Origin of the sequence: Curtobacterium flaccumfaciens (genome assembly GCF_004361695.1) — a bacterium.
Lineage (GTDB): Bacteria > Actinomycetota > Actinomycetes > Actinomycetales > Microbacteriaceae > Curtobacterium > Curtobacterium flaccumfaciens_B.
Genome location: NZ_SNVW01000001.1, coordinates 264,933 through 289,206, shown reverse-complemented (window position 1 = coordinate 289,206; position 24,274 = coordinate 264,933). Strand labels below are relative to the sequence as shown.

General features: G+C 70.6%; 20 protein-coding genes and 2 riboswitches. Of the genes, 11 read left to right on the top strand and 9 right to left on the bottom strand.

All coding sequences use genetic code 11. The features are described from left to right. Nucleotides 1-52: 52 nt before the first annotated feature. Nucleotides 53-940 (top strand): LysR substrate-binding domain-containing protein, encoded by an 888-nt coding sequence (locus EDF64_RS01295; RefSeq protein WP_133518294.1) that lies wholly within the window; start codon nt 53-55, stop codon nt 938-940. 6 nt (nt 941-946) lie between these two features. On the opposite strand, the gene EDF64_RS01290 is transcribed toward EDF64_RS01295, so the two are convergent. From EDF64_RS01290 to EDF64_RS01275, 4 genes are read right to left on the bottom strand one after another with little or no spacing between them, the layout of a single operon-like run. Further along, nucleotides 947-1,201, bottom strand: coding sequence for a hypothetical protein (locus EDF64_RS01290; RefSeq protein ID WP_133518293.1), 255 nt, complete (start codon nt 1,199-1,201; stop codon nt 947-949). Continuing rightward, nucleotides 1,198-1,680, bottom strand: a complete 483-nt coding sequence (locus EDF64_RS01285; RefSeq protein ID WP_133518292.1) for an FBP domain-containing protein — start codon at nt 1,678-1,680, stop codon at nt 1,198-1,200. The genes EDF64_RS01290 and EDF64_RS01285 overlap by 4 nt, the downstream gene beginning before the upstream one ends. A 39-nt stretch (nt 1,681-1,719) precedes the next feature. Further along, nucleotides 1,720-2,460 carry a M56 family metallopeptidase gene (locus tag EDF64_RS01280; RefSeq protein ID WP_133518291.1) on the bottom strand — a complete coding sequence of 247 codons (741 nt, stop codon included), beginning with the start codon at nt 2,458-2,460 and terminating at the stop codon, nt 1,720-1,722. A gap of 13 nt (nt 2,461-2,473) precedes the next feature. Beyond that, the gene (locus EDF64_RS01275; RefSeq protein WP_133518290.1) at nt 2,474-2,860 is read right to left on the bottom strand and encodes a BlaI/MecI/CopY family transcriptional regulator; all 387 of its coding nucleotides are present in this window, start codon (nt 2,858-2,860) and stop codon (nt 2,474-2,476) included. Between the two features lie 95 nt (nt 2,861-2,955). Beyond that, a riboswitch (glycine riboswitch) is annotated at nt 2,956-3,056 on the top strand. Between the two features lies 1 nt (nt 3,057). Next, nucleotides 3,058-3,154: riboswitch (glycine riboswitch) on the top strand. Nucleotides 3,155-3,206: 52 nt separating this feature from the next. Between EDF64_RS01275 and gcvT the strand changes: the two genes are divergently transcribed. Genes gcvT through gcvP form a run of 3 tightly spaced genes read left to right on the top strand, consistent with a single transcriptional unit; the run spans nt 3,207 to nt 7,629 of the window. After that, the gene (gene gcvT / locus EDF64_RS01270) at nt 3,207-4,325 is read left to right on the top strand and encodes a glycine cleavage system aminomethyltransferase GcvT (RefSeq protein ID WP_133518289.1); all 1,119 of its coding nucleotides are present in this window, start codon (nt 3,207-3,209) and stop codon (nt 4,323-4,325) included. A gap of 5 nt (nt 4,326-4,330) precedes the next feature. Further along, a complete protein-coding gene (gcvH, locus tag EDF64_RS01265; protein WP_133518288.1) occupies nt 4,331-4,708 on the top strand; it encodes a glycine cleavage system protein GcvH in 378 nt (125 codons plus the stop codon). Continuing rightward, nucleotides 4,705-7,629 carry an aminomethyl-transferring glycine dehydrogenase gene (gene gcvP, locus EDF64_RS01260; protein ID WP_133518287.1) on the top strand — a complete coding sequence of 975 codons (2,925 nt, stop codon included), beginning with the start codon at nt 4,705-4,707 and terminating at the stop codon, nt 7,627-7,629. Before gcvH ends, gcvP begins: the two co-directional genes overlap by 4 nt. Before the next feature lie 101 nt (nt 7,630-7,730). On the opposite strand, the gene EDF64_RS01255 is transcribed toward gcvP, so the two are convergent. Continuing rightward, the gene (locus tag EDF64_RS01255; protein ID WP_133518286.1) at nt 7,731-9,713 is read right to left on the bottom strand and encodes a S9 family peptidase; all 1,983 of its coding nucleotides are present in this window, start codon (nt 9,711-9,713) and stop codon (nt 7,731-7,733) included. A 329-nt stretch (nt 9,714-10,042) separates the two neighbouring features. Here EDF64_RS01255 and EDF64_RS01250 point away from each other — a divergent pair, with 329 nt between their 5' ends. From EDF64_RS01250 to EDF64_RS01240, 3 genes are all read left to right on the top strand, one after another. Further along, complete coding sequence (locus tag EDF64_RS01250) at nt 10,043-11,803, top strand: ABC transporter family substrate-binding protein (RefSeq protein WP_133518285.1); 1,761 nt, start codon at nt 10,043-10,045, stop codon at nt 11,801-11,803. A gap of 236 nt (nt 11,804-12,039) precedes the next feature. Further along, nucleotides 12,040-13,563, top strand: a complete 1,524-nt coding sequence (locus tag EDF64_RS01245) for an ABC transporter permease (protein WP_133518284.1) — start codon at nt 12,040-12,042, stop codon at nt 13,561-13,563. An 85-nt stretch (nt 13,564-13,648) separates the two neighbouring features. Further along, nucleotides 13,649-14,674, top strand: coding sequence for an ABC transporter permease (locus EDF64_RS01240; RefSeq protein WP_133518283.1), 1,026 nt, complete (start codon nt 13,649-13,651; stop codon nt 14,672-14,674). 14 nt (nt 14,675-14,688) lie between these two features. Here the strand turns inward: EDF64_RS01240 and EDF64_RS01235 are convergent, their stop codons facing one another. Then, a complete protein-coding gene (locus EDF64_RS01235) occupies nt 14,689-15,318 on the bottom strand; it encodes a PH domain-containing protein (RefSeq protein WP_133518282.1) in 630 nt (209 codons plus the stop codon). Between the two features lie 116 nt (nt 15,319-15,434). On the opposite strand from EDF64_RS01235, the gene EDF64_RS01230 reads away from it, so the two are divergent. Further along, nucleotides 15,435-17,210 carry an ABC transporter ATP-binding protein gene (locus EDF64_RS01230; protein ID WP_133518281.1) on the top strand — a complete coding sequence of 592 codons (1,776 nt, stop codon included), beginning with the start codon at nt 15,435-15,437 and terminating at the stop codon, nt 17,208-17,210. A gap of 812 nt (nt 17,211-18,022) precedes the next feature. On the opposite strand, the gene EDF64_RS01225 is transcribed toward EDF64_RS01230, so the two are convergent. From EDF64_RS01225 to EDF64_RS01215, 3 genes are all read right to left on the bottom strand, one after another. Then, entirely contained in the window at nt 18,023-18,577 is a 555-nt protein-coding gene (locus EDF64_RS01225) for a hypothetical protein (RefSeq protein WP_133518280.1), read from the bottom strand. 268 nt (nt 18,578-18,845) lie between these two features. After that, complete coding sequence (locus EDF64_RS01220) at nt 18,846-19,325, bottom strand: peroxiredoxin (protein WP_133518279.1); 480 nt, start codon at nt 19,323-19,325, stop codon at nt 18,846-18,848. A gap of 208 nt (nt 19,326-19,533) precedes the next feature. Then, entirely contained in the window at nt 19,534-20,283 is a 750-nt protein-coding gene (locus EDF64_RS01215) for a CPBP family intramembrane glutamic endopeptidase (RefSeq protein ID WP_071292702.1), read from the bottom strand. 119 nt (nt 20,284-20,402) lie between these two features. Here EDF64_RS01215 and typA point away from each other — a divergent pair, with 119 nt between their 5' ends. The 3 genes from typA (at nt 20,403) to EDF64_RS01200 (ending at nt 24,269) form a co-directional block, all read left to right on the top strand. Next, on the top strand, nt 20,403-22,325 hold the full coding sequence (gene typA, locus EDF64_RS01210; protein ID WP_133518278.1) for a translational GTPase TypA: 1,923 nt from the start codon (nt 20,403-20,405) through the stop codon (nt 22,323-22,325). A gap of 86 nt (nt 22,326-22,411) precedes the next feature. Further along, nucleotides 22,412-23,605 (top strand): amidohydrolase, encoded by a 1,194-nt coding sequence (locus tag EDF64_RS01205; RefSeq protein WP_166645552.1) that lies wholly within the window; start codon nt 22,412-22,414, stop codon nt 23,603-23,605. Between the two features lie 121 nt (nt 23,606-23,726). Then, on the top strand, nt 23,727-24,269 hold the full coding sequence (locus EDF64_RS01200) for a hypothetical protein (protein WP_133518276.1): 543 nt from the start codon (nt 23,727-23,729) through the stop codon (nt 24,267-24,269). The last annotated feature ends 5 nt before the right edge of the window (nt 24,270-24,274 follow it).

The window sequence follows — 24,274 nt, the reverse complement described above, 5'->3', positions numbered from 1 at the left end:
GCCCGTCGAGCGGCGTCCAATACTCGTTCGCGCTGATCGATACGCTGTGTGCATGGATCGGACGCCAGATGTCGACCTCCGCCAGCTGCGGGCATTCCTCGCCGTGGCCGACGAACTGCACTTCGGACGGGCCGCCGCACGCCTCCGGATCGCCCAGCCCGCACTGTCGCAGCAGATCCGACGCACCGAACGCGACCTCGGCGTCGACCTGTTCGCCCGCACGAGTCGCAGTGTGGCGCTCACCCCGGCGGGACGCGTGCTGCAGGGGCGGGCGCGATCGCTGCTGGAGCAGGCCCGCCGCGACCTCGACGAGACCGTGCGCGTCGGTCGGGGTGAGGCCGGTCGGCTCGACGTCGGGTTCGTCGTGTCAGCGCTGCCGCTCGGTCCGATCGAACGCGTGCAGGTGTTCCGGGAGCGCTACCCGCGCGTGCGCGTTGAACTCACCGAGGGGTACTCGTCCACGCTGCTGGCGCGGATCGTCCGCGGCGAGCTCGACCTGGCGATCGTGCGGGACCCCGATCCGGACCCGGCCGTGCGCTTCCTGCCGTTCCGCAGCGAGCGGTTCGTGGCCGCCGTGCCACGGGGTCACCGGCTCGCTCACCGCGCGTCGATCCACGGTGCGGAGCTCCTCGACGACCCGTTCGTGTTCTTCCCGGCGGAGGCCGGTTCGGTCGCGACGGAGCGGAACCTCGCTCCGGTCGTCTCCGGAGCACGCCGTCCCACCGTCGTGCAGGAGGCCACGACCTGGGCGACCGTCCTGCACCTCGTCGGCGCGGGCCTCGGGGTGACGGTCGCGCCGGAGAGCGCCACGCTGGCGGCGCCGGCCTCGGTCGTCCTGCTGCCGCTCGAGGCCGACGACCACCGGAGCGAACTCGTCTGGGCGGCCCGTGCCGACGACGACCGCGAGATCCTGCGGAACTTCGTCGCCGCCACCGAGTGACGCGGCTCAGCCGAGCGGCAGCACCGGCGCCCGCTGGTCGCCCAGCTCGTCGGTGCGCCACGGCCGTGCCCCGCGCAGCGTCAGCCCGAGCTGCACGAGCACGAAGCCCACGTGCGGTTCGACGTCCGGGTCCCACGGCCCCTCGACCCCGAGGCCGATGGCGCCGAGTTCGTCGTCGGCCTCGTCGCGCAGGGTGAGGCGCCACCGTCCGTCGCCGAGCTCCTCGACGACGGCCCATCGCGCACTGCTGAACCGGCTCACGCGGACTTCATGATGTCCGCGGTGAAGTTGTGGATGCGCCCGAGCAGCGCCTCGCCGCGCATCGCGATGGTGGCGGGCGGGTTGAGGTGCGGCGGCGCCGTGCGGATGAGCAGCGGGCAGCCGAGGTCCTCGCAGATGTAGGTGCCGATCGTGTTGCCGTTCCGCCCGGACTCGCCCGCGCGGGACGCCGAGAACAGGCGCACCTGCGTGGCCGGCTGCGGGGAGTGGCAGAACGAGCACATCGCGGCGATGCCGGGGCGGAGCGACCCGCCGGCGGACCGGACGACGATGCCGACGGGGCGGTCGTCGATCCACGACACGATGTAGCCACGGCGGGCGGCCTGCGGGTCACGCCAGCCGAGGAACTCGCGTTGGTCCCACAGGGTCTCGTGCAGGCCGGGGATCGGCAGCTGGGCGAGTTCGTCCGGGGTGGCGTTGACGAACGACGAGCGGATGTCTGATTCGGTCAGTGGCTTCACGGTCCGTTCACCCTATGCCTCGCCCCCGACACGGGGTGCTCAGGACGACAGCCTGGAGGCACGGATCGCCGCGAGCGCGCCCGTCTCGTCCGCCACCAGCACGGCTCGGCGCAGGGCGTCCCGCCCCACGCGGCGTGCCGCCGCGTCGTCGGCGGCGAACTCCACGAGGACGCGCGTCGAGCGCGCCATGGCGCGCGCACCGGGCACCCACGGGACCGCACGTTCGATCGACTCGGCGATCCCGACCGCGATCGCGTGGCGCTGGGTCAGGTGCGCTCGTTCGTGGGCGACCACCGCCTCCAGTTCGTCGGTCCGGAGACGGTCCGCCAGCCCGGTGCTCACGAGCACCCCGCCGGACCTGCCGGGGACGGCGCAGGCGAGTGCATGCTCGGCCTCGACGACGGCGACCGGTGTGCCGTCGATCTCGCGGTGCGGGGCCGCTCCGGAGCGCATCGCCTCGCGCACGGCCTCGTGCTCGGGGCCCGGGCGGACGCGCACGGCGATGACGAAGGCCAGGACGGCGAGCAGGGCGACGCCGATGTTCAGGCCGTGGGTGGGGGAGTCGCCGAGGCCGAACGGGTCGGCGATCGGCCGGTTCGCCAGGACGACGAGCGTGGTGCCGGCGACGAACCCGACGACCCCGAGCAGCACCGCGATCGACCACGACACCAGGGCGGTGCGGGGCCGGTCGATGGTCCAGGCGGAGCGGGTCAGGACCCGGGGCGCCAGGACCACGACGGCCAGGGCCAGCGCGATGAGGACGACTCCGGTGACGACCACGGCGACCGGTCCGTCAGGAGCGCGACCGGGCGTCGAGCGCGCGGCGGAGCACGTCGAGGTCGTCGGAGGCGAGGGATCCGGTGAACTGCAGCAGTGCGGCCTCGCGGTCGGTCGCGGCGGCGAGGGCGTTCGACATGAGGGACGCCGTCTGTTCTTCGCGGCTGTTCGTCGCCCGGAACGTCAGGGGCGCGTCGTCGTGCTCCTGCCGCTCCACCTGCCCCTTGCGGCCGAGTCGGTCGAGCACGGTGAGCACGGTCGTCAGCGCGGGGCGGGGGTCCGGGAAGGCGTCGAGCACCTGGCGGGCGCTGAGTCCCGCGTCCGAGGTCTCGGCGGCGGACCAGAGCGCGTCGAGCACCGCCTGCTCGAGCTGCCCACGGGGGCGCGATCGCTGTCCTGCCACCCGGGCATTCTACGAGACGTCGAACCGCGGCACGCGACACATGCCCGTAACGCGGGCTGGGTATGCTCGTGCGCGGACAACTGAACACCGGCCGACCATCCGTCGCGGGAGACGTCGTGCAGTGCCCCGGCACACGCACGGCACCGAAGGAGCAACCTCCCCGTCAATCTCTCAGGTCCAACACCGCCACGGGCAGGCCACTCTGAAAAGCAGACGCAGTGCGTCTCGCCCACGGTGAAAGCCGCCGGACCTCACGGGCCGCGGTGAAACTCTCAGGCACATGACAGAGGGGGAGTTCCACCCGACGACGGTCGTCGGGCCCTGCCGATGCCAGGAGAACTCCGCCATGAGTCCGTCCCCACTGCGCTCCTCTCCCCTCGAGCCCGCGCACGAAGCCGCCGGTGCCACGTTCACCGACTTCGCCGGCTACCGCATGCCCGTGCGCTACTCGTCCGACCTCGCCGAGCACCACGCGGTGCGTCAGGCGGCGGGGGTGTTCGACCTCTCGCACATGGCGGAGATCGGCGTCACCGGTGCCGGAGCCGTCCCGTTCCTCGACCACGCGCTCGCGGGGGCGTTCGGCGCGATGACCGTCGGACGGGCGAAGTACTCGCTGCTCCTGGCAGAGGACGGCGGGATCCTCGACGACCTGGTCGTGTACCGCACCGACGAGGACGTCTTCCTCGTCGTCGCGAACGCGTCCAACCGGCAGGTCGCGGTCGACGCCCTGACCGCTCGCGCCGACGGCTTCGACGTCGAGGTCTCGGACGACTCCGACAGCACGGCGCTCGTCGCGGTGCAGGGCCCCGCCGCCGCCGGCACGCTCGACGCCCTCGTCGTCGCGGACCGGCTGCAGCCGGAGACCCCGCTCGACGACCTCGGCTACTACCGGGTCCTGCACGCCCTGTTCGACGGCGCCGACGTCCTGGTCGCCCGCACCGGCTACACCGGCGAGGACGGCTTCGAGGTCTACAGCGACCCGTCGGTCGCCACGGAGATCTGGGACGCGATCCTCGAGGCCGGGGCCGACCGCGGCGTCGTACCGGCCGGACTCGCGGCGCGTGACACCCTGCGACTCGAGGCCGGCATGCCCCTGTACGGGCACGAGCTCGGCACCGACGTCCGTCCGGCGCAGGCCGGGCTCGGTCGCGTCGTCGCGAAGGACGGCGACTTCGTGGGGGCGGACGGTGTCGCCCCGACCGACGACGCCCGCGTGCTCGTGGGTCTCGTGACCGAGGGCCGTCGTGCTCCGCGTGCCGGCTACGACGTCGTGCACGAGGGCGTCGTCGTCGGCACCGTCACCTCCGGCGCCCTCTCGCCGACGCTCGGCCACCCCGTCGCGATGGCCTTCGTCGACCCGTCGCTCGCCACCGAGGGACAGCTCCTCCACATCGACGTCCGCGGCACGGCCATCCCCAGCACCGTCACCGCGTTCCCCTTCTACCGCCGCACCCCGAAAGGCTGACCTCCGTGACCGACCAGACCGCACTCCAGTACACCGCCGACCACGAGTGGCTCCTCGTCGAGGGCGACACCGTCACCGTCGGCATCACGGACCACGCTGCCGAGCAGCTCGGTGACGTCGTCTACGTCGAACTCCCCGCCGTCGGGACGGCCACGACCGCCGGCGAGCAGATCGGCGAGATCGAGTCGACCAAGAGCGTCGGCGAGCTCTTCGCCCCGATCGAGGGTGAGGTCGTCGCGATCAACGACGCCGTCGTCGACGCCCCCGACACCGTCAACCAGGACCCGTTCGGCACCGGTTGGCTCGTGAAGATCAAGGTCGACGGCACCTCCTTCCCCGAGGACCTGATGGACCACGACGCGTACCGGGCGTCCATCGCATGACCGGCGACCTCCAGAACCTCCAGACGACCTTCGCCGACCGCCACATCGGCACGACCCCGGCCGACCAGCAGACGATGCTCGACGCCGTCGGACAGCCCACGCTCGACGCGCTGGTCCGTGCAGCCATCCCGGAGTCGATCCACGCCGAGCCGGCGACCCACTCGTCGATCCCCGCAGCCGTCGGCGAGACCGAGGCGCTCGCCGAACTCCGCGCCAAGGCCGGCCGCAACACCGTCCGTCGCGCCATGATCGGGCTCGGCTACCACGGCACCCACACCCCGGCCGTGATCCAGCGGAACGTCCTCGAGAACCCGAGCTGGTACACGGCGTACACGCCCTACCAGCCGGAGATCTCGCAGGGGCGGCTCGAGGCACTGATCAACTTCCAGACGATGGTGTCCGACCTGACCGGCATGGCGACCGCCGGCGCGTCGATGCTCGACGAGGGCACGGCCGTGGTCGAGGGCATGCTCCTCGCCCGCCGCGCCTCGAAGACCAAGGGCGACGCGTTCCTCGTCGACGCCGACCTGCTGCCGCAGACCCGCGCCCTGCTCGACCACCGTGCCGACGCCGTCGGCATCGCCCTCCGCGAGTTCGACGCGGCGGACGGCCCGAGCGACGAGCAGCTCGACGGCGCGTTCGGCGTGGTCCTGCAGTACCCCGGGGCCTCCGGTCGCGTCGTCGACCCGTCCAGCACCATCGAACGCGTCCACGCCGGCGGCGGCATCGCCGTCGTCGCGGCCGACCTGCTCGCGATGACACTCCTCGCCAGCCCGGGTGACCTCGGTGCCGACGTCGCCGTCGGCACGAGCCAGCGCTTCGGCGTCCCGCTCGGCTTCGGCGGCCCGCACGCCGGGTACCTCGCCGTCCGCGCCGGCCTCGAGCGCCAGCTGCCCGGCCGGCTCGTCGGGGTGTCCTTCGACGCCGACGGGCAGATGGCCTACCGCCTCAGCCTGCAGACCCGCGAGCAGCACATCCGTCGCGAGAAGGCGACGAGCAACATCTGCACCGCGCAGGTCCTGCTCGCCGTGATGGCCTCGATGTACGCCGTCTACCACGGGCCCGAGGGGCTGCGCTTCATCGCCGGACGCGTCGCACGCACGACCGGTGCGCTCGCCGCGGTCGCGCGGGACGCCGGGCTCGAGCTCGTGCACGACACGTACTTCGACACGCTGACCCTCCGTGCGACCGGCCGCGCCGCGGCGATCGTCGCCGCCGCGCAGGAAGCCGACTACCTGCTGCGCCAGGTCGACGCCGACACGTTCCAGCTCTCGGTCGACGAGACGACCACGCCGGACGACGTCGCTGCCCTGGCGGGCGTGTTCGGGGCCGTTGACGTGACCGTCCCCGCAACCGAGACCGCCGTCCGCGACGCAGCCACGGGCCTCCCGTCCGCCCTGCAGCGCGAGAGCGACTACCTGACGCACCCCGTGTTCAGCGCACACCGCAGCGAGACCCGCATGATGCGGTACCTCAAGCACCTGGCGGACAAGGACTACGCGCTCGACCGCGGCATGATCCCGCTCGGCAGCTGCACGATGAAGCTCAACGCGGCGACCGAGATGGCGGCGGTCACCTGGCCGGAGTTCGCGAACGTGCACCCGTTCGCGCCGCGCGAGGACGTCATCGGCTACCTCGACATGATCGGCGACCTCGAGACCTGGCTGGCGGAGGTCACCGGGTACGACACCGTCTCCCTGCAGCCGAACGCCGGCAGCCAGGGCGAGCTGGCCGGGCTCCTCGCGATCCGCGGGTACCACCTCGCCAACGGCGACACCGAGCGCACCGTCTGCCTCATCCCGTCGAGTGCGCACGGCACGAACGCGGCGTCGGCGGTCCTCGCCGGCATGAAGGTCGTCGTCGTGGCGTGCGACGAGAACGGCAACGTCGACCTCGACGACCTCCGGGCGAAGACCGCGCAGCACGGCGACCAGCTCGCCGCGCTGATGATCACCTACCCGTCGACTCACGGCGTGTACGAGCACGACATCCGCGAGATCTGCGACGCCGTGCACGACGCCGGCGGACAGGTCTACGTCGACGGCGCGAACCTCAACGCGCTGCTCGGGCACGCCCGCTTCGGGGACTTCGGCGGGGACGTCTCGCACCTCAACCTGCACAAGACGTTCTGCATCCCGCACGGTGGCGGCGGACCCGGCGTCGGCCCGGTCGCGGCGAAGTCGCACCTCGCACCGTTCCTGCCCGGACACCCGTTCGCGCAGGACGCCGACCGGCGCCCGGGGTCCGTCACCGAGCCCGGAGCCACCCGCGACGCGCACGCCGGCGGCCCCGTCAGCGCGGCGCCGTACGGCAGCCCGAGCATCCTGCCGATCACCTGGACCTACGTCCGGATGATGGGACTCGAGGGGCTCACCCGTGCGACGGAGGCCGCCGTGCTCGGCGCGAACTACATCGCGGCACGGCTGCGGGACGCGTTCCCGGTGCTCTACACGGGCGAGTCCGGCCTGGTCGCCCACGAGTGCATCCTCGACCTCCGGCCCCTCCGCGACACCACGGGGATCACGGTCGACGACGTCGCGAAGCGCCTGGTCGACTACGGCTTCCACGCGCCGACGATGTCGTTCCCGGTCGCGGGCACGCTCATGGTCGAACCGACCGAGAGCGAGGACCTGGCCGAGCTCGACCGGTTCGTCGACGCGATGCTCGCGATCCGCGCCGAGGCCTCGGCCGTCGAGCGGGGGGAGTGGCCGGCGGACGACAACCCGCTCGTCCACGCGCCGCACACGGCGTCGTCGGTGATCTCCGGCGAGTGGACGCACGCGTACACGCGCGAGCAGGCCGTCTACCCGCTGCCGGGCATCAGCGCGCGGAAGTACTGGCCGCCGGTGCGCCGGATCGACCAGGCCTACGGGGACCGCAACCTGGTCTGCGCCTGCCCGCCGGTCGAGGCATTCGCGTAGCGACCCGCGTCCTCGACGCACCAGCAGACGGGACGCATCGGCAGACGGACGGGAGGCGCGGTGCCAGCTGGCACCGCGCCTCCCGTCCGTCGTCAGTCCGGTCAGGCGACCGGCGTGACGGGCAGGTGCTTCGCCCACCACGCGAGCACGTGCTCGAACCGCTGCACGCGGTGCCAGGGGCGACCCGAGCGGGACAGCTCGTGTCCCTCTCCGGGGAACACGAGGAACGACGCGTCGACGCCCGCGCGCTTGAGCGCGACGAACTGCCGGTGCCCCTGCTCGATCGGGCAGCGCCAGTCCTCTTCCGAGTGCGCCACCATGAACGGGATCGTGACCTGGCCGGCGTACGTCAGGGGGCTGCGGCGACGCTGCTCCTCCGGGTCCGGACCGACGTAGGCGTCGGCGAAGAACCAGCCGATGTCCGAGCTGCCGGCGAAGGAGTCCCAGGCGTTGACGGCCCGCTCGCTCCAGGCCGCGACGAACCGGTCGCCGTGGTGCGCGGCGACCCAGCTCGTCATGAACCCGCCGTACGAGCCGCCCATGATGCCGACGCGGGAGGCGTCGAGGTCGGGGCGTTCCAGGGCCGCATCGAGCAGGGCGAGGACGTCGTCCACGTCGACGGTCCCCATCGCGCCGATGACCGCACGGCCGTGCTCGAGCCCGTAGCCGCCGGAGCCGCGGGGGTTGCCGATGACGACGGCGTAGCCGGCGCTGGCGTAGACCTGCGCCTCGTCGAAGAACGCCCAGGTGTCCTGTCCGAACGGTCCGCCGTGCACCACGCGGAGGACGGGGTGGGGGCCGTCGCCCTCGGGCAGGACCACCCAGCCGTGCACCGGGGTGCCGTCGGCGGAGGTGCCGGTGAGCTCCTCGATGCGACGGACGCCGGGTGCTGCCGCGTGCTCGCGGAGCGGTGCGGCGAGGTCGGTGAGGACCGCGGTGTCGCCCCCTGTGGTCAGGTCGACCACGTGCAGTTCGCCGGGGGAGTCCGTCGTGGCCGCCGTCGCGACGAGCACGTCGCCGTCGACGTCGAAGCCGGAGACGACGAGGTGCCCACCGAGGACCGTCGGGAGCTCGTCGAGCTGCAGCGCGGTGGTCGTGCCCGCGGGGACGCGGCGGACGACCACGGTGCCGCGGTCGAGCACGGACACCAGGACGTCGTCGCCGTGCAGCACCGGGGCGCTGGCGACGTCGACGGTCTCGCGCGCGGTGCGCCGGACGGGGTCTCCGCCGTCCGTCACCGACCAGAGGCCCTCGGGCTCGCCGACCAGGCGGCCGTCGAGGTGGGACGCCCCGACGTAGTGGATCGTGCCGTCGGCCGCGACCGTGCTGGAGCTGACGGATCCCTCGCTCCGGACGGCGAGGGCGATCGTGCCGTCCGTGGCGTCGACCCGGTACAGGTCGTCGTCGTGGGTCTCCCGCTCGCCGAGGTCCCGCGGCGCGACGACGAGCAGGGCGTCGCCCTCCGGGTACCAGGCCGGCGCGGCCAAGGAGCACGGTGCGCTCGTGAGGGCGGTCTCGACCGGTGCCGCCGCGCGGTCCGTGACGTCGACGACGACGAGCTGCTGCGGCTTGTCGAGCAGGTAGCCGGTGCCGTCGACGTGGAAGTCGAGGCGCGTGATGAGTCGCGGCGCCTCGGCGTTCGATGCGGGTCGACGGTCGCCGCCGGGGACGGCGGTGCCGTACCGGCCCGGCTCGGGGAACCGCGCCGTCACGGCGACGCGTGTGGAGTCGGGTGACCAGACGGGCGAGCCCGCGCCGAGCGGGAGCGCGGTGACGACGCGGGCCTCGCCGCCGTCCACCGGCGCGACGGCGAGCTGCGGGTGCGGGGCGCCGTGTTCGTCGTCGACGGAGCGGAGGAAGGCGAGCGAGCGGCCGTCGGGGGAGAGGACCGGCGAGGAGTCCCGGTCGCCGGCGGTCCAGCGCACGACGCCGTCGGCGGTCACCCGCTCGACGGTGCTGCGGTAGGCATCGGCGTCGAGGTCGGGGCGGGACACCGCGACGAAGGCCGCACCGCCCTGCCGCGGATCGCCGCTGAGGGTCGGGGACGAAGGGACGTGGAGGTGGTGGATGTCGTTCGCGAGCACGTGTTCACGCTACGGCCAGTAACCGCCGGACGCGGGGCGGATCGCCCCGGTACGCGTCCCGAGGCGTTTCCCGAGCGTTCATCGGCTTGAGGGCCCGCCGCAAGACTGTTCAGAATCCGTTGCGGGGTCAAGCGCACGCGTTGCGCATGGCACCTTCGCGGCGCAAGTATCCACAGTCTCACGCAACGATCCGCCGCACACGTTTCCGATGTGTAACAACTTCGCCGGAGATTTTGAGCGCCTTCCGACCCGCACCTATGGTTCTGGGGAACGCGCCGTGGGTCCTGCCTCCTGCACGTTCGATCACATTCCATCAGGAGGATCACAGAGTGAACATCACCAAGAAGCGGGGACGCCAGCTGCTCGGCGCCGTCGCCCTGGCCGGGGCGGCCGCGATCGCCCTCGCTGGCTGCACCACCTCTCCGAGTGCCAACGAGTCCGGTTCGGCGTCGAACAAGACCGTCACGGTCGCGCAGGTCAACGAAGTCACGTCGTTCAACTTCAACACCCCCCAGGGCAACCTGGACATGAACGGCATGATCAACTACATGACCCAGCCGCAGTTCGTGACGCTGGGGTCGGACTACAAGATCACGCCGAACACCGACCTCGGCACGGTCAAGAAGCTCAGCGACGACCCGCTGACCGTCAAGTACACGCTGAACAAGGACGCGAAGTGGTCCGACGGCAAGGCGATCACCTCTGACGACCTCCTCCTGGGCTGGGCGCAGGCGTCCGGCTACTACGACTCGGCCACGCAGGACGCCGACGGCAAGGTCACGAGCGGGACGCAGTACTTCTCCCTCGCCTCAGCCTCGCCGTTCAAGACGGACTACCCGAGCGACATCACCAAGACGTCGATCACCCTGACGTACAAGGAACCTTACGTCGACTGGAACCTCGTCAACCCGATCCAGTTCCCGGCGCACGTCGTCGCGGACGAGGCGGGCACGACCACCGACGATCTGCTCAAGGCCCTCAAGGACACCCCCGCGGGTGACCCGGCCAAGCCCGCCGCGGCGAACGAGACCCTCAAGAAGGTCGCCGACTTCGTCAACACCGGCTACGACAAGACCAGCCTGCCGAGCGACAAGAAGCTCCTCGTCTCCGGCGGTCCGCTCATGGTCTCCGCGTGGACCCCGAAGCAGTCGATGACCCTCGTGCCGAACCCCGAGTACACGGGCGAGCACAAGGTCAAGTTCGGCAAGCTCGTCGTCCGCTTCATCGGTGACGCGAACGCCCAGGTCACGGCCCTCCAGAACGGCGAGGTCGACGCGATCCAGCCGCAGGCCTCGGCCGACACGGTGAAGGCGCTCGACGAGGCCTCCGGCGTGAAGGTCATCGAGGGTGCACAGGTCGCGTACGACCACCTCGACCTGAACTTCGGCGCGTCCGTGTTCAAGGACGAGAACGTCCGCAAGGCGTTCCTCCTCACCATCCCGCGTGAGCAGATCCTGAAGTCGATCGTCACCCCGATCAACAAGGACGCCAAGGTCCTCGACTCGCAGCTCTACCTGCCGGGCCAGGACGGCTACGAGGACGCGGTCAAGAACAACGACTCCGACGAGTACTCGAAGGTCGACATCGACCAGGCGAAGAAGCTCCTGAACGGCGCCACCCCGTCGATCAAGATCCTCTACAACACCGAGAACCCGAACCGCGTGGACACGTTCCAGGCGATCCAGGCCTCGGCTGCCAAGGCCGGCATCAAGGTCGTCGACGGCGGTTCGCCGGACTGGTCCTCGCTCCTCGCGGGCGGCGACTACGACGCGTCGATCTTCGGCTGGGTCAACCCGGGTGCCGGCAACGCCGCGATCCCGCAGCTCTTCCAGACCAACAACTCGGGCAACTACAACAAGTTCGCCAACGAGGAGGCCTCGAAGCTCGCTGTGGACACGCAGACGACGCTGGACGAGTCGAAGCTCAACGACATGAAGCAGCAGATCGACAAGATCGCCTTCGAGCAGGGCTACGGCCTCCCGCTGTTCCAGAGCCCGGGGCTCTTCGCCACCGGTTCGAACCTGAAGGGCGTCGACTACTTCGGCGGCCAGACGGGCATCTTCTGGAACGTCTGGGACTGGACCAAGTGATCCTGACCGGTCGCTGATCAGCACCACACACGAGGGGGCGCCGGACTCGACGAGTCCGGCGCCCTCCCGTGAGCCGGGACCCTGTCCGGCACCACTCTTCGCCGGAGACCCCGGCACCCACCGCTGTGCGATGTCGAAGACGACCGCAACGCGGGACCCAGTACTCTTGCTGCTCGGGCCGCCCGATCGGACGACCAGCAGTACGATCCACCACACCGGAGAGGCACCCATCGCCCATGGTGAGTTTCATCGCGAGACGGATCCTCGTCTCGGTCCTCATCCTCATCGCTGCGTCGTTCATCATGTACAACCTGGCGGCGATCGCGGGGAACCCCCTGCAGGACCTCCAGAGCAGCAACTCGCCGAACCGTGACCAGCTCATCGCTGCACGGACCGCGGCCCAGCACCTCGACGTCATCCCGCCGCTCCGCTGGGGCATCTGGATCACCGGCGTCGGCAAGTGCGTGATCGGCCAGTGCGACCTCGGCACCACGTTCAGCAACCAGCCCGTCGCGGAGCTCCTCCCGCAGGCCGTCGGCTCGACGATCCAGCTGGTGACGTTCTCGTTCATCCTGGCGATCATCTTCGGCATCGGCCTCGGCGTCGTCACCGCCCTCCGCGTCTACTCGGGCTTCGACTACTCGATCACGCTGGTCAGCTTCTTCCTGTACTCGCTGCCGTCCTTCCTGATGGCCGTGCTCCTGAAGTCGTTCATCGCGCTCGACTACAACAACTTCCTGGTCGACCCGAAGATCCCACCGGTGACACTCGTGCTCATCGCGGTCATCGTCGGCCTGGTCATCCAGCTCATCGTCGGTGGCGTCCTGAAGCGACGACTCATGGTGGGCGCGATCAGCGCCGTCGTGACCGCCGGCATGCTGCTGCTCATGCAGGCCACGGGCTGGTTCACGGACCCGTCGCTCGGCCCGGTGTTCGTCATCCTGTTCAGCGCCGGCATCGGCGTGGCCATGGTCGCCCTGCTCGCCGGTACGAAGAACCGCCGTGCGTGGCTCGTCGCGGGGATCAACGTCCTCGTCGCGATCATCTGCTACTTCGCGCTGCAGGGTCTGCTCAACGTGTCGTCCGGCGCGACGATCTTCATCCTCGCCGTCGTGACCGTCCTGGTCGGCCTGGCGTCCGGCTTCTTCGTCGGTGGCCACGACCGGGGGCTGATGATGCGCATCGGTGCGCTGACGGCGTTCCTCAGCGCCGGGGTCATCCTGCTCGACCGCTTCATGCGCTCGTGGATCGACTACACGCAGAACTACGTGTCGCGTCCGATCGCGACGGTGGGTTCGCAGACGCCGGGCCTCACCGGTGACTTCTGGATCACCGGCATCGACACCTACACGCACCTGCTGCTGCCGACGATCTCGCTCCTGCTCATCAGCTTCGCGAGCTACACGCGGTACTCCCGCTCGGGCATGCTCGAGGTCCTCGACCAGGACTACGTGCGCACCGCCCGCGCGAAGGGCCTGCCGGAGCGCACCGTCATCGTGCGCCACGCGCTCCGCAACATGCTCATCCCGATCGCGACGCTCGTGGCGACGGACGTCGGCGCACTCCTCGGTGGCGCGATCATCACCGAGCGGGTCTTCGCGATCTCCGGCATGGGCAGCCTGTTCAACAGCGGTCTGTCGATCACCGATGTGAACCCGGTGATGGGGTACTTCCTCGTCATCGCGATCACCGCGATCGCGTTCAACTTCCTCGCCGACCTGGCCTACTCGGCCCTCGACCCGCGGGTGCGTGTCCGATGACCGCGCCCCGGACCACGATGCAGGGTCGTCGCGCCACGAGCGCGGCCGGCCACTCCACGGCAGTGCACCCCCAGGAGGGAACCCGATGAGCACGATCCAGGGCGGCGCACCGCTCGAACCCAACATCGGCGACGGCCTCGAGACGGGGAACACCCCGGGCTCGCACGAGAAGCAGATCGGTGAGAGCCAGGGGCGGATCATCCTCCGCCGCTTCCTCGCGAACCGCCTCGCGGTCGTGGCGCTGGTGCTCTACGTCCTCGTGCTGCTCTTCGCCGTCTCGGCGGTCGGCCTCGGTCCGATCCCCGGCTGGTGGCACTACTCGTACAAGGCGCTCGAGGACCTGCAGAACGGTGGCGCTCCGACCTCGGACCACCCGTTCGGGCAGGACCGCATCGGCAAGGACTACTTCGCCCTGACGATGCGCGGCATCCAGAACTCCGTGCTCGTCATGATCGTCATCGGCCTGTTCGCGACGTTCATCGGCGTGGTCGTCGGTGCGGTCGCGGGCTACTTCCGCGGCGTCGTCGACGCGATCCTGATGCGCATCACCGACATCTTCATCGTCATCCCGGCGATCGTGATCGGTGCCGTGGTCGGCAAGACGGCCAACGGCCTCGGGGCGTGGGGCCTGGCGCTCCTGCTCGGTCTGGTGTCCTGGATGGTCATCGCCCGTCTCGTCCGCGCCGAGTTCCTGTCGCTCCGTGAGCGCGAGTTCGTCGAGGCGGCCCGGGTCGCGGGGGCGTCGGACATCCGGATCATCTTCCGGCACATCCTGCCGAACGCGATCGGCGTGATCATCGTCTCCGCGACGCTCCTCATCGCCTCCGCGATCCTGCTCGAGACGGCCCTGAGCTACCTCGGCTACGGCATCAAGGCGCCGGACTCGTCGCTCGGTCTGCTCATCAGCCAGAACCAGTCGGCGTTCCAGACACGTCCGTACCTGTTCTGGTGGCCGGCCTCGTTCATCGTGCTGCTCGCGCTGTGCGTGAACTTCATCGGTGACGGCCTGCGCGACGCGTTCGACCCGCGCTCGAAGCGGTTCAGCCTGCGCAAGACGCGTGAGGCCGACGCGCCGGAGAACACGTCCGGCTCGGAGATGATCAGCGCGTGACGTCCCCCCGTGTCCTAGCGCGCCGCGATGGCGAACCAGCCGCCAACGGCGGTCGCCGCGAGCAGCACGATCGACAGCCAGTGCAGGGTGACCGGCACGCGCACGCTGTCGGCGGTGCCGAGCTCGATGGCGTCGCGTTCGCGCAGGTCGTGCCAGCGCTGCCGGATCAGGTACGCGGCGTCTCCGGACGCGGTGGACAGCAGGTCGCCCGCGCGGCGGTTGCCGTCCTCGGCGTCGGGGACGACGCGTCCGTGCCGCTGGTTCTGCCGACGAGCCAGGGCGACACCGGCACGACCGGGCGCCGGGGCGGCCCAGACCGCCACGCGTCGGTTCGGCGTGACGAGCGTCAGGGCGAATCGCGTGTCGACGTGCACGAGCGCCGCCCAGGGCACCCGCACCGTGTGGAAGACGTTGACGACCTCGATGCCGTCGTCGTCGACCGCCAGACGCGGACGCCAGAGCGCCACCCAGCCGAGCAGGACGCCGAACGCCGTCGGCACGAGTGCGAGCGCGCGGTCCTGCCAGGTCGCGTCGTTCAGCACGGTCGTGACGACGAGCAGGGCGACGATCAGCCAGAGGGCGATCGCGAGTCCGCGGTTGAACTTGGACACGAACACATCGCGCGTCGTCGGGGTGGCAGGCATGCCTCCATCGTCGCAGGTCGGAGCCTCCGCTCCCGACGCCTGCACCCCCGGCGCCAGCGCTCCTCCATCACCACCCACGCGGTCGTCACGAACGACCGGGAAAGGACCGGACGTCGTTGAGCACGCCCGCCTCCGCGGCCACCACCCCGGCCGCCACCAGCACCCCCGTCGTCAAGGTCTCCGGGCTCGACGTCGACTTCGCGGTCGACGACGTCTGGACCCCCGCGGTCAAGCAGCTGTCCTACGTCATCGAGTCCGGTGAGGTCCTCGCCCTCGTGGGTGAGTCCGGCTCCGGCAAGTCCGTGAGCTCGATGTCGATCCTCGGCCTCCTGCCCCGGAACGCCCGCGTGAACGGCTCGATCGAGTTCCAGGGCACCGAGCTCCTCGGGCTCCGCTCGGCGCAGCTGCGCGAGTACCGCGGCAAGGAGATCGCGGTGATCTTCCAGGAGCCGATGACGGCCCTCAACCCGGTCTTCACCGTCGGGTCGCAGATCGTCGAGACGCTCCGCATCCACTACGGCATCTCGCCGAGCGAGGCGAAGGTCCGCGCGATCGAGCTCCTCACCATGGTGGAGATGCCCGACCCGCAGAAGGCGTTCGACTCCTACCCGCACCAGCTCTCCGGTGGGCAGCGGCAGCGCGCGATGATCGCCCAGTCGATCTCCTGCGACCCGAAGCTCCTCATCGCCGACGAGCCGACCACGGCCCTCGACGTCACGGTGCAAGCCGAGATCCTCGACCTCATCCGCGACCTCGCCGGCAAGCTCGGCAGCGCCGTCCTCCTCATCACGCACGACATGGGCGTCGTCGCCGACCTCGCCGACCGCATCGTCGTGATGAAGCAGGGCGTGGCCGTCGAGACCGGCACGGTGCGTGACGTCTTCGCGGCGCCGCAGCACGAGTACACCCAGACCCTCCTCGACGCCGTGCCCCGTCTCGGCCAGGCCGGCGACGTGGTCATCGACCTCACCGAGACCCTCGAGGCGGTCGTCGAGCAGGACACCCCGGTCCAGGTCCACGAGACCCTGCTGCACACGGACGTCGTCCAGACGCTCGGCCCGGCGGTCCTCGAGTTCAAGGACGTCGTCATCGAGTACCCGGGCCGCGGCCGCGTGAAGGCGTTCCGCGCCATCGACGGCGTCGACCTGACGGTGCACGAGGGCGAGGTCGTCGGCCTGGTCGGCGAGTCCGGTTCCGGCAAGTCCACGCTCGGCCGCGCGGCGATCGGGCTCCTGCCGATCACGTCGGGCCAGCTCGACGTGACCGGCGTCGACCTTTCGAAGCCGACGCGGTCGCTCGTGCGCCAGGTCCACCAGAACGCCGGCATCGTCTTCCAGGACCCGTCGTCGTCGCTCAACCCGCGCATGACGATCGGTCAGTCCATCGGTGAGCCGCTGCTGCTCGGCAAGGGCATGAAGGGCCGCGAGCTCGAGCGCGAGGTCGAGTCCCTGCTCGAGGCCGTGCGCCTCCCCACCGCGTACTCGACCCGCTTCCCGCACGAGCTCTCGGGCGGCCAGAAGCAGCGCATCGGCATCGCCCGCGCGCTGGCACTCCGGCCGAAGCTGCTCATCGCGGACGAGCCGACGTCGGCGCTCGACGTGTCGGTCCAGGCAACCGTGCTCGAGCTGCTGAAGGACCTGCAGCGCGAGTTCGACTTCGCCTGCCTGTTCGTCACGCACGACCTGGCGGTCATCGACGTGCTGGCCGACCGGATCGCGGTGCTCCACCACGGTCACCTCGCCGAGGTCGGCACGCGCGACCAGATCCTCCGCGACCCGCAGGACCCGTACACGCAGCGACTCATCGCCGCGGTGCCCCTGCCGGACCCTGACGTCCAGCGCGAGCGTCGCGAGCTGCGTCGCCAGATCCTCGCCGCCGGCTCGGACGAGTAGGACCCGAACCGCAACGACATCCCCGACGTCACACGACGTCGGGGATGTCGTCGTTCGCGCGCGCGTGCGTTCCTTCCCATCGCGCGTGCAGTAGGAAGTGGAATCGCGCGTACCTGGTCGAAAGAAATGACCCGGTACGCGCGAATCGACCTGGTACGCGCGAATCGACCTGGTACGCGCGGAACGGCCTGGTACGCGCGGAACGACCCACGCGCGTCGGCCTGGAGGCGCGGTGCCGGGCCGCCCCGCGCCTCGAGTCCGTCCCGGCGTGCGTTTCTTCCCATCGCGCGTGCAGTAGGAAGCGGAATCGCGCGTACCTGGTCGAAAGAAACGACCTGGTACGCGCGAAAAGGCCTGGTACGCCCGGAACGACCCATGCGCGTCGGCCTGGAGGCGCGGTGCCGGGCCGCCCCGCGCCTCCAGTCCGTCCCGGTGTGCGTTTCTTCCCATCGCTCGTGCAGTAGGAAGTGGAATCGCGCGTACCTGGTCGAAAGGAACGACCTGGTACGCGCGAAAAGGCCTGGTACGCCCAGAACGACCTGGTACGCCCGGAACGACCCATGCGCGTCGGCCTGGAGGCACGGTGCCGGGCCGCCCCGCGCCTCCAGTCCGTCCCGGTGTGCGTTCCTTCCCATCGCGGGCGTAGTAGGAAGCGGAATCGCGCGTACCGGGTCGAAAGAAACGACCTGGTACGCGCGAATCGACCTGGTACGCGCGGAAGGACCCGGTACGCGCGGAAGGGCCCGGGACGCGCGGAACGGCCCACGTGGCGGCCTGGAGGCGCGGGCCGCGCCCGCCCCGCCGGCCGCGGGCTACAGCTGCGCGGCCGCCATGGACGCGGCGACGCCGAGGACGATCATCGCGAGGATCGTCCACCCGTGCGCGCGGTGGGTGATCGGCGCAGCCGTCACCGTCGCCGGGGGCGGGCCGTTCTGCGCGGGCGGGGCGGGCACGAAGGCCCGGATGCGCTCGGCCGCGGCGTCGACGTCGAGGTGGGTCGCGCCTCCTGGCTGGCCCTCGACCACGGCGCTGAGCCGGGCCGACCTGCGGGTGGCGAGCCAGGTGCGGCGGACGCCCTCGCTCGAGACGATCTCGATGCCGTACTTCGTGCGGACCTCGGTGACGCGACGCCACGCGTAGGTGCTGGTGCGGCGGACGTCGACGATGCGGAGGTGCTCCGGCGTGAGCTCGAAGCGGGGGCGCCAGAGGACCGCCCAGGCGACCAGGGCGATGAAGACGCTGGGGACGGGCGCGAGCCAGCGGATCCCGTCACCGACGAGGGCGAGGGGGACGAGCACGACGGCGACGACCCACAGGACGACGGCGAGCGTGCGCATGCCGGGGGCGAGGATCGTGGTGGTCTGCACGCCCACGAGGCTACAAGCAAGAGGGTTACGAGATGCCTCCCCGGGAACGCCCGGAGAGCGGGTGTGACACACCGTCGCGTATCTCCGGACGACCCGATTCCCCGGGGAGGCAGATCCTGTGTGGACCTCTCGTTCCACCAATGGTCCTCGTCCCCCCGTTCGGGTGTCAATACCCCACGGCGAGAAATTCCGGGGAACGCCACGCCGGATCCGCGCTATCTGCATGCACGCGCATCGAGCGCACTCACACCACCAGGCGCCACCGCGCTCACGCCACCAGGAGCTCGATCTGCGCCCGGATCGTCTCGGCCTTCGGGAACCGGAGTCCGACCAGCCCGACGTGCCGCCAGCGGACCACCCCGTCCGGCCCGATCACGAACACCGAGCGACGGAGCCCGATGCCGGGCGCCTGCACGCCGTACGCGCGGATGACGTCCCCGGCGGTGTCACTCAGCAGCGGGAAGGTGAGCGAGGAGCCGCGGGCGAACGCCTCGTGCGAGTCGAGCGCCTGCGGGCTCACACCCCACACGACGGCACCGAGGTCGCCGAAGTCGTCGAGTTCCTCTTGGTAGCTGCAGAGCTGCGCCGTGCAGACCGCGGTGGCGTCGCCGGGGTAGAAGGCGAGGACGAGGGCCCGCCCGATCTCGGCGGACAGCGAGTACTCGTCGTCGACACGGTTCCCGTCGCGGACGATCATGCCGGGCAGGGTGAAGCGCGGCGCCGGGTCGCCCACCGCGGGGATGCTCATGTCGCCACGCTAGGGCCGGGGGATCGGCGGGGTGCTGCGCCGCGCTGTGGGTTCACTGTGGGATCGCCGAGCCGGGGTCGTGCTGGTCCACCGCATCGCCGACGCCCGAACGGGGGTGGAGCAGCGGCGCAGCGGACCAGCGGACCAGCGGCGCGGCGGACCAGTGGCGCGGCGCAGCAGCAGCACAGCGGAGCAGCGGAGCAGCGGGTCAGCGGAACAGCGCGGGGAAGGCGTGGGCCACCCACGGGTACCCGACGAACACCGCCGCGTCGAGCAGGCAGTGCGTGATGACGAGGGGGAGGAGCCGGCCCCACTTCGTGTAGATCCAGCCGAAGACGATGCCCATCACGGCGTTCCCGACGAACGCGCCGAAGCCCTGGTACAGGTGGTAGCTCCCGCGCAGGACCGCGGTGGAGAGGATCACCTGCCAGCGCCCCCACCCGAGGCCGCCGAGCCGTTCGTAGAGGTAGCCGACGACGATCACCTCCTCCTGCAGCCCGGAGCGGATCGCCGAGAGCAGCAGGACCGGGATCGTCCACCAGTACGAGTCGAGCGCCGCCGGGTTCACGTTCACGGTGAACCCGAGCGCGCGGCCGGTGAAGTAGAGCGCCAGCCCCGGGATCCCGATGCCGAGCGCGATCAGTGCCGCACCACCGAGGTCGGGGCCCACGCGGAACCGGTCGATGCCGAGCCGGCCGAGGTGCGGGCGGGTCGTGCGCCAGAGCAGGAAGCACACCAGCGCGACCGGCGCCAGGTCGACCGCGATGCCCACGAGCTGCCGTGCGAGGTCGACGTACTGCACGGTGGTCGTCGACGTGTTGAGTGCCGTGGACTGCTGTCCGAGCGGCGTCGTCTGGGACAGGTCGTCGATGATCTGGAGCACCGAGTAGAGGGCGCTGCCACCGAGCGACAGCATCAGGACGATCGTGATCTCGACCCACGTTCGCCGACGGCTCATCGTCTGTACTCCTGTCGGTTGCGAACTACCGGTAGACTGGCGTGTCGGGCGTTCTGCCCGCGGGCGTGGCGCCGATGCTGCCGGCCCGACTCTTCCCAAGAAATTGAAGGATGTCCTGTATGGCGCTCGCCACCCGGTCCGACCTGCGCAACGTCGCCATCGTGGCACACGTCGACCACGGCAAGACCACCCTCGTCGACGCGATGCTCACGCAGACCAACTCGTTCGACGCCCACTTCGAGGGCGAAGACCGCATGATGGACTCGAACGACCTCGAGCGCGAGAAGGGCATCACGATCCTCGCGAAGAACACGTCGGTGCTCTACAACGGGAAGCACGCGAACGAGTTCGGCTCGGACGGTCCCATCACGATCAACGTGATCGACACCCCGGGTCACGCCGACTTCGGTGGTGAGGTCGAGCGCGGCCTCTCCATGGTCGACGGTGTCGTCCTGCTCGTCGACGCGTCCGAGGGTCCCCTGCCCCAGACCCGCTTCGTGCTCCGCAAGGCGCTCGCCGCCAAGCTCCCGGTGATCCTCCTCGTCAACAAGACGGACCGCCCCGACTCCCGCATCGACGAGGTCGTCTCCGAGTCGCAGGACCTGCTCCTCGGCCTGGCGTCCGACCTGTCGGACGAGGTCGACGACCTCGACCTCGACGCGATCCTCGACGTCCCCGTGGTCTACGCCTCGGGCCGCGCCGGTGCCGCCAGCCGCAACAAGCCGGCCGACGGCTCGCTGCCCGACAACGACGACCTCGAGCCCCTGTTCGAGGCGATCCTCCAGCACGTGCCCGCGCCGAAGTACGACGACGAGCACCCGCTGCAGGCCCACGTCACGAACCTCGACGCGTCGCCGTTCCTCGGTCGCCTCGCGCTGCTCCGCATCTTCCACGGCACGATGAAGAAGGGCCAGACGGTCGCGTGGGTCAAGCACGACGGCACCGTCCAGAACGCCCGCATCACCGAGCTCCTCATCACGAAGGCGCTCGAGCGCTACCCGGCCGAGTCGGCGGGCCCCGGTGACATCGTCGCCGTCGCCGGCTTCGACACGATCACCATCGGTGAGACCCTGACCGACCCCGAGGACGTCCGTCCGCTGCCGACCATCACGGTCGACGACCCGGCGATCTCGATGACGATCGGCACGAACACCTCGCCGCTCGTCGGCAAGGTCAAGGGCCACAAGCTCACCGCCCGCATGGTCAAGGAGCGCCTCGACCGCGAGCTCATCGGCAACGTCTCGCTCAAGGTCCTCGACATCGGCCGCCCGGACGCGTGGGAGGTCCAGGGCCGTGGTGAGCTCGCGCTCGCCATCCTGGTCGAGCAGATGCGTCGCGAGGGCTTCGAGCTCACCGTCGGCAAGCCGCAGGTCGTCACGAAGCGTGACGAGAACGGCAAGCTGCAGGAGCCGTACGAGCACATGACGATCGACACGCCGGAGGAGTACCTCGGCGCGATCACGCAGCTCATGGCGGCGCGCAAGGGCCGCATGGAGAACATGACGAACCACGGCACCGGGTGGGTGCGCATGGAGTTCATCGTCCCGTCGCGTGGCCTGATCGGCTTCCGCACGTCGTTCCTCACCGAGACCCGCGGCACCGGCATCGCGAACGCGATCTCGCACGGCTACGACGAGTGGGCCGGCCCGATCCAGACCCGCATCAACGGCTCGATCGTGTCCGACCGCTCCGGTGTGGTCACGCCGTTCGCCATCACGAACCTGCAGGAGCGGATGACGTTCTTCGTCAACCCCACCGAAGAGGTCTACGAGGGCATGGTCATCGGCGAGAACTCGCGCGCCGACGACATGGACGTGAACATCACCAAGGAGAAGAAGCTCACGAACATGCGGTCGGCCAACGCCGACACGTTCGAGTCGATGACGCCGTCGCGTCAGCTCTCGCTGGAGGAATGCCTCGAGTTCGCGCGTGAGGACGAGTGCGTCGAGGTCACCCCCGACGCTGTGCGCATCCGCAAGGTCGAGCTCGATGCGCAGGCTCGCCAGCGCTCGTACGCCCGCCTGAAGCGTCAGGACGCGTAAGCGACAGCCTGGAGGCACGCCCTCCACCGCCGGCCCGGTCACCTCATCGAGGTGGCCGGGCCGGTGTCGGTTGTAGCGTGGTGCGCGTGACTCTCGACCTCCTCTCGCTGTACCAGGACCTCCACGCCCACCCCGAGCTCGGTTTCCAGGAGCACCGCACCGCCGGCATCGTCGCCGACCGGCTGGCGGAGATCGGTGGGATCGCCGTGACGACGGGCGTCGGCGGCACGGGTGTCGTCGGCGTGCTCGCGAACGGCGAGGGGCCCGTCGTGTGGCTCCGCGCCGACATGGACGGGCTGCCCGTGCAGGAGCGCACCGGCCTGCCCTACGCGAGCGAACACCGCGGCACCGACGAGGACGGCAACGACGTGCCGACCATGCACGCCTGCGGGCACGACATCCACGTGACGTGGCTGCTCGGCACGCTCGAGCGGCTCGCCGCCACCACCACCGACTGGCACGGCACCGTCGTCGCCGTGTTCCAGCCCGCCGAAGAGGTCATCTCGGGCGCGCGGGCCATGGTCGAGGACGGCCTCGTCGACCGCTTCCCGAAGCCCGACGTCGTGCTCGGACAGCACTCGGCACCGGCACCGGTCGGCATCGTCGCGGTCGGCAGCGGCCCGGTGATGGCGTCGAGCGACCGCCTCACCGTCACGTTCAACGGCCGCGGGGCGCACGGTTCCGCGCCGCAGGCGTCGCTCGACCCCGTCGTCACCGCCGCGTCGGCCGTCGTCCGGCTGCAGACCGTGGTCTCCCGCGAGGTCTCCCCGAGTGACGCCGGCGTCGTGACCGTCGGCAGCTTCCACGCCGGCACCCGGGCGAACATCATCCCCGACGAGGCCGTCATCGAGATCTCCACCCGTGCCCGCAACGAGGAGACCCGGGCGCGGATCATCGCGTCGATCGAGCGCATCGTCCGCGCCGAGAGCGAGGCCGGCGGGCTGCCCGCGCCGACCATCGAGCGCTCGCCCGGCGCCGAGGTCACCGTGAACGACGTCGACGAGGCGCAGGTCGTGCTCGACGCGATCCGTGCCGAGGTCCCCGGCGCCCGTGACCTGGAGATCGGTCTCGCGATGGCGTCGGAGGACGTCGGACAGCTCGCCACGGCCGCGGGAGCGCCGCTCGTGTACTGGTTCACCGGCATCACGGACCCGGAGCTCTTCCGTCGCGGCGAGGACATCCCGAGCAACCACTCGCCGTTCTACGCGCCGCAGGCGGAGACGGCGATCCCGGTCGGTGTCGACGCCCTGGTGGCAGCGACCCGCGCGTACGTCGCCTGACCCGTCGTGCCGGCCGCGAGGCGGGGGCGGGCCGATGGTGGTGAGCAGCGACCAGCCGTCCACGTGACGTTCCCAGGGGACTCACGCCGCGCCTCCCGGCTGGCCCTCTAGGGTGCAGCGCATGCGCACCACCACCCGCACCCTGATCGCCGCCGTCGCTGCCGGCATCACCCTCGCCGGCCTGGCCGGCTGCTCGACCGACGCGGTCGAGCAGGCCACCGACCTGGGGTCCTCGGTCGCGTCGAGCGTCGCCGAGGGCGTGCAGGGCATCGACGGCAAGGCGATCCAGGACGGCATGTCCTCGGTCGCGGGCGGTATCGACGGCGCGCTCGACACGGCGCTCGAGGGCACCAACGTCAAGTCCGACGGCAAGGTGCCGGACGGGTTCCCGTCGAAGGACGTGCCGCTGGTCGACGGGACGGTCCTCGGGGGCGGCGCCGGGCCGAACGGCTCCGGGTGGGTCGCCCAGGTGCGTGCGTCGTCGGTGGACGACTTCGCGACCGCCGACCAGCGACTGACCGACGCGGGGTTCACCGAGTCCGCCAAACGCGCCGACTCGTCGAGCGCCTTCGGGATGTTCCGGAGCGACGCCTACCGGGTCGTGCTGACCTTCTCGGACGGTCAGGACGGCGCCACCGCGACCTACATCGTGACGCCCCGCTAGCCCGT

Bases quoted from the DNA above. Each gene is read 5' to 3' on its own strand.
- gcvP (WP_133518287.1), top strand. From the start codon at position 4,705: ATGACCGGCGACCTCCAGAACCTCCAGACGACCTTCGCCGACCGCCAC.
- EDF64_RS01220 (WP_133518279.1), bottom strand. From the start codon at position 19,325: ATGAGCATCCCCGCGGTGGGCGACCCGGCGCCGCGCTTCACCCTGCCC.
- typA (WP_133518278.1), top strand. From the start codon at position 20,403: ATGGCGCTCGCCACCCGGTCCGACCTGCGCAACGTCGCCATCGTGGCA.
- gcvT (WP_133518289.1), top strand. From the start codon at position 3,207: ATGAGTCCGTCCCCACTGCGCTCCTCTCCCCTCGAGCCCGCGCACGAA.
- EDF64_RS01240 (WP_133518283.1), top strand. From the start codon at position 13,649: ATGAGCACGATCCAGGGCGGCGCACCGCTCGAACCCAACATCGGCGAC.
- EDF64_RS01245 (WP_133518284.1), top strand. From the start codon at position 12,040: ATGGTGAGTTTCATCGCGAGACGGATCCTCGTCTCGGTCCTCATCCTC.
- EDF64_RS01295 (WP_133518294.1), top strand. From the start codon at position 53: ATGGATCGGACGCCAGATGTCGACCTCCGCCAGCTGCGGGCATTCCTC.
- EDF64_RS01235 (WP_133518282.1), bottom strand. From the start codon at position 15,318: ATGCCTGCCACCCCGACGACGCGCGATGTGTTCGTGTCCAAGTTCAAC.
- EDF64_RS01200 (WP_133518276.1), top strand. From the start codon at position 23,727: ATGCGCACCACCACCCGCACCCTGATCGCCGCCGTCGCTGCCGGCATC.
- EDF64_RS01215 (WP_071292702.1), bottom strand. From the start codon at position 20,283: ATGAGCCGTCGGCGAACGTGGGTCGAGATCACGATCGTCCTGATGCTG.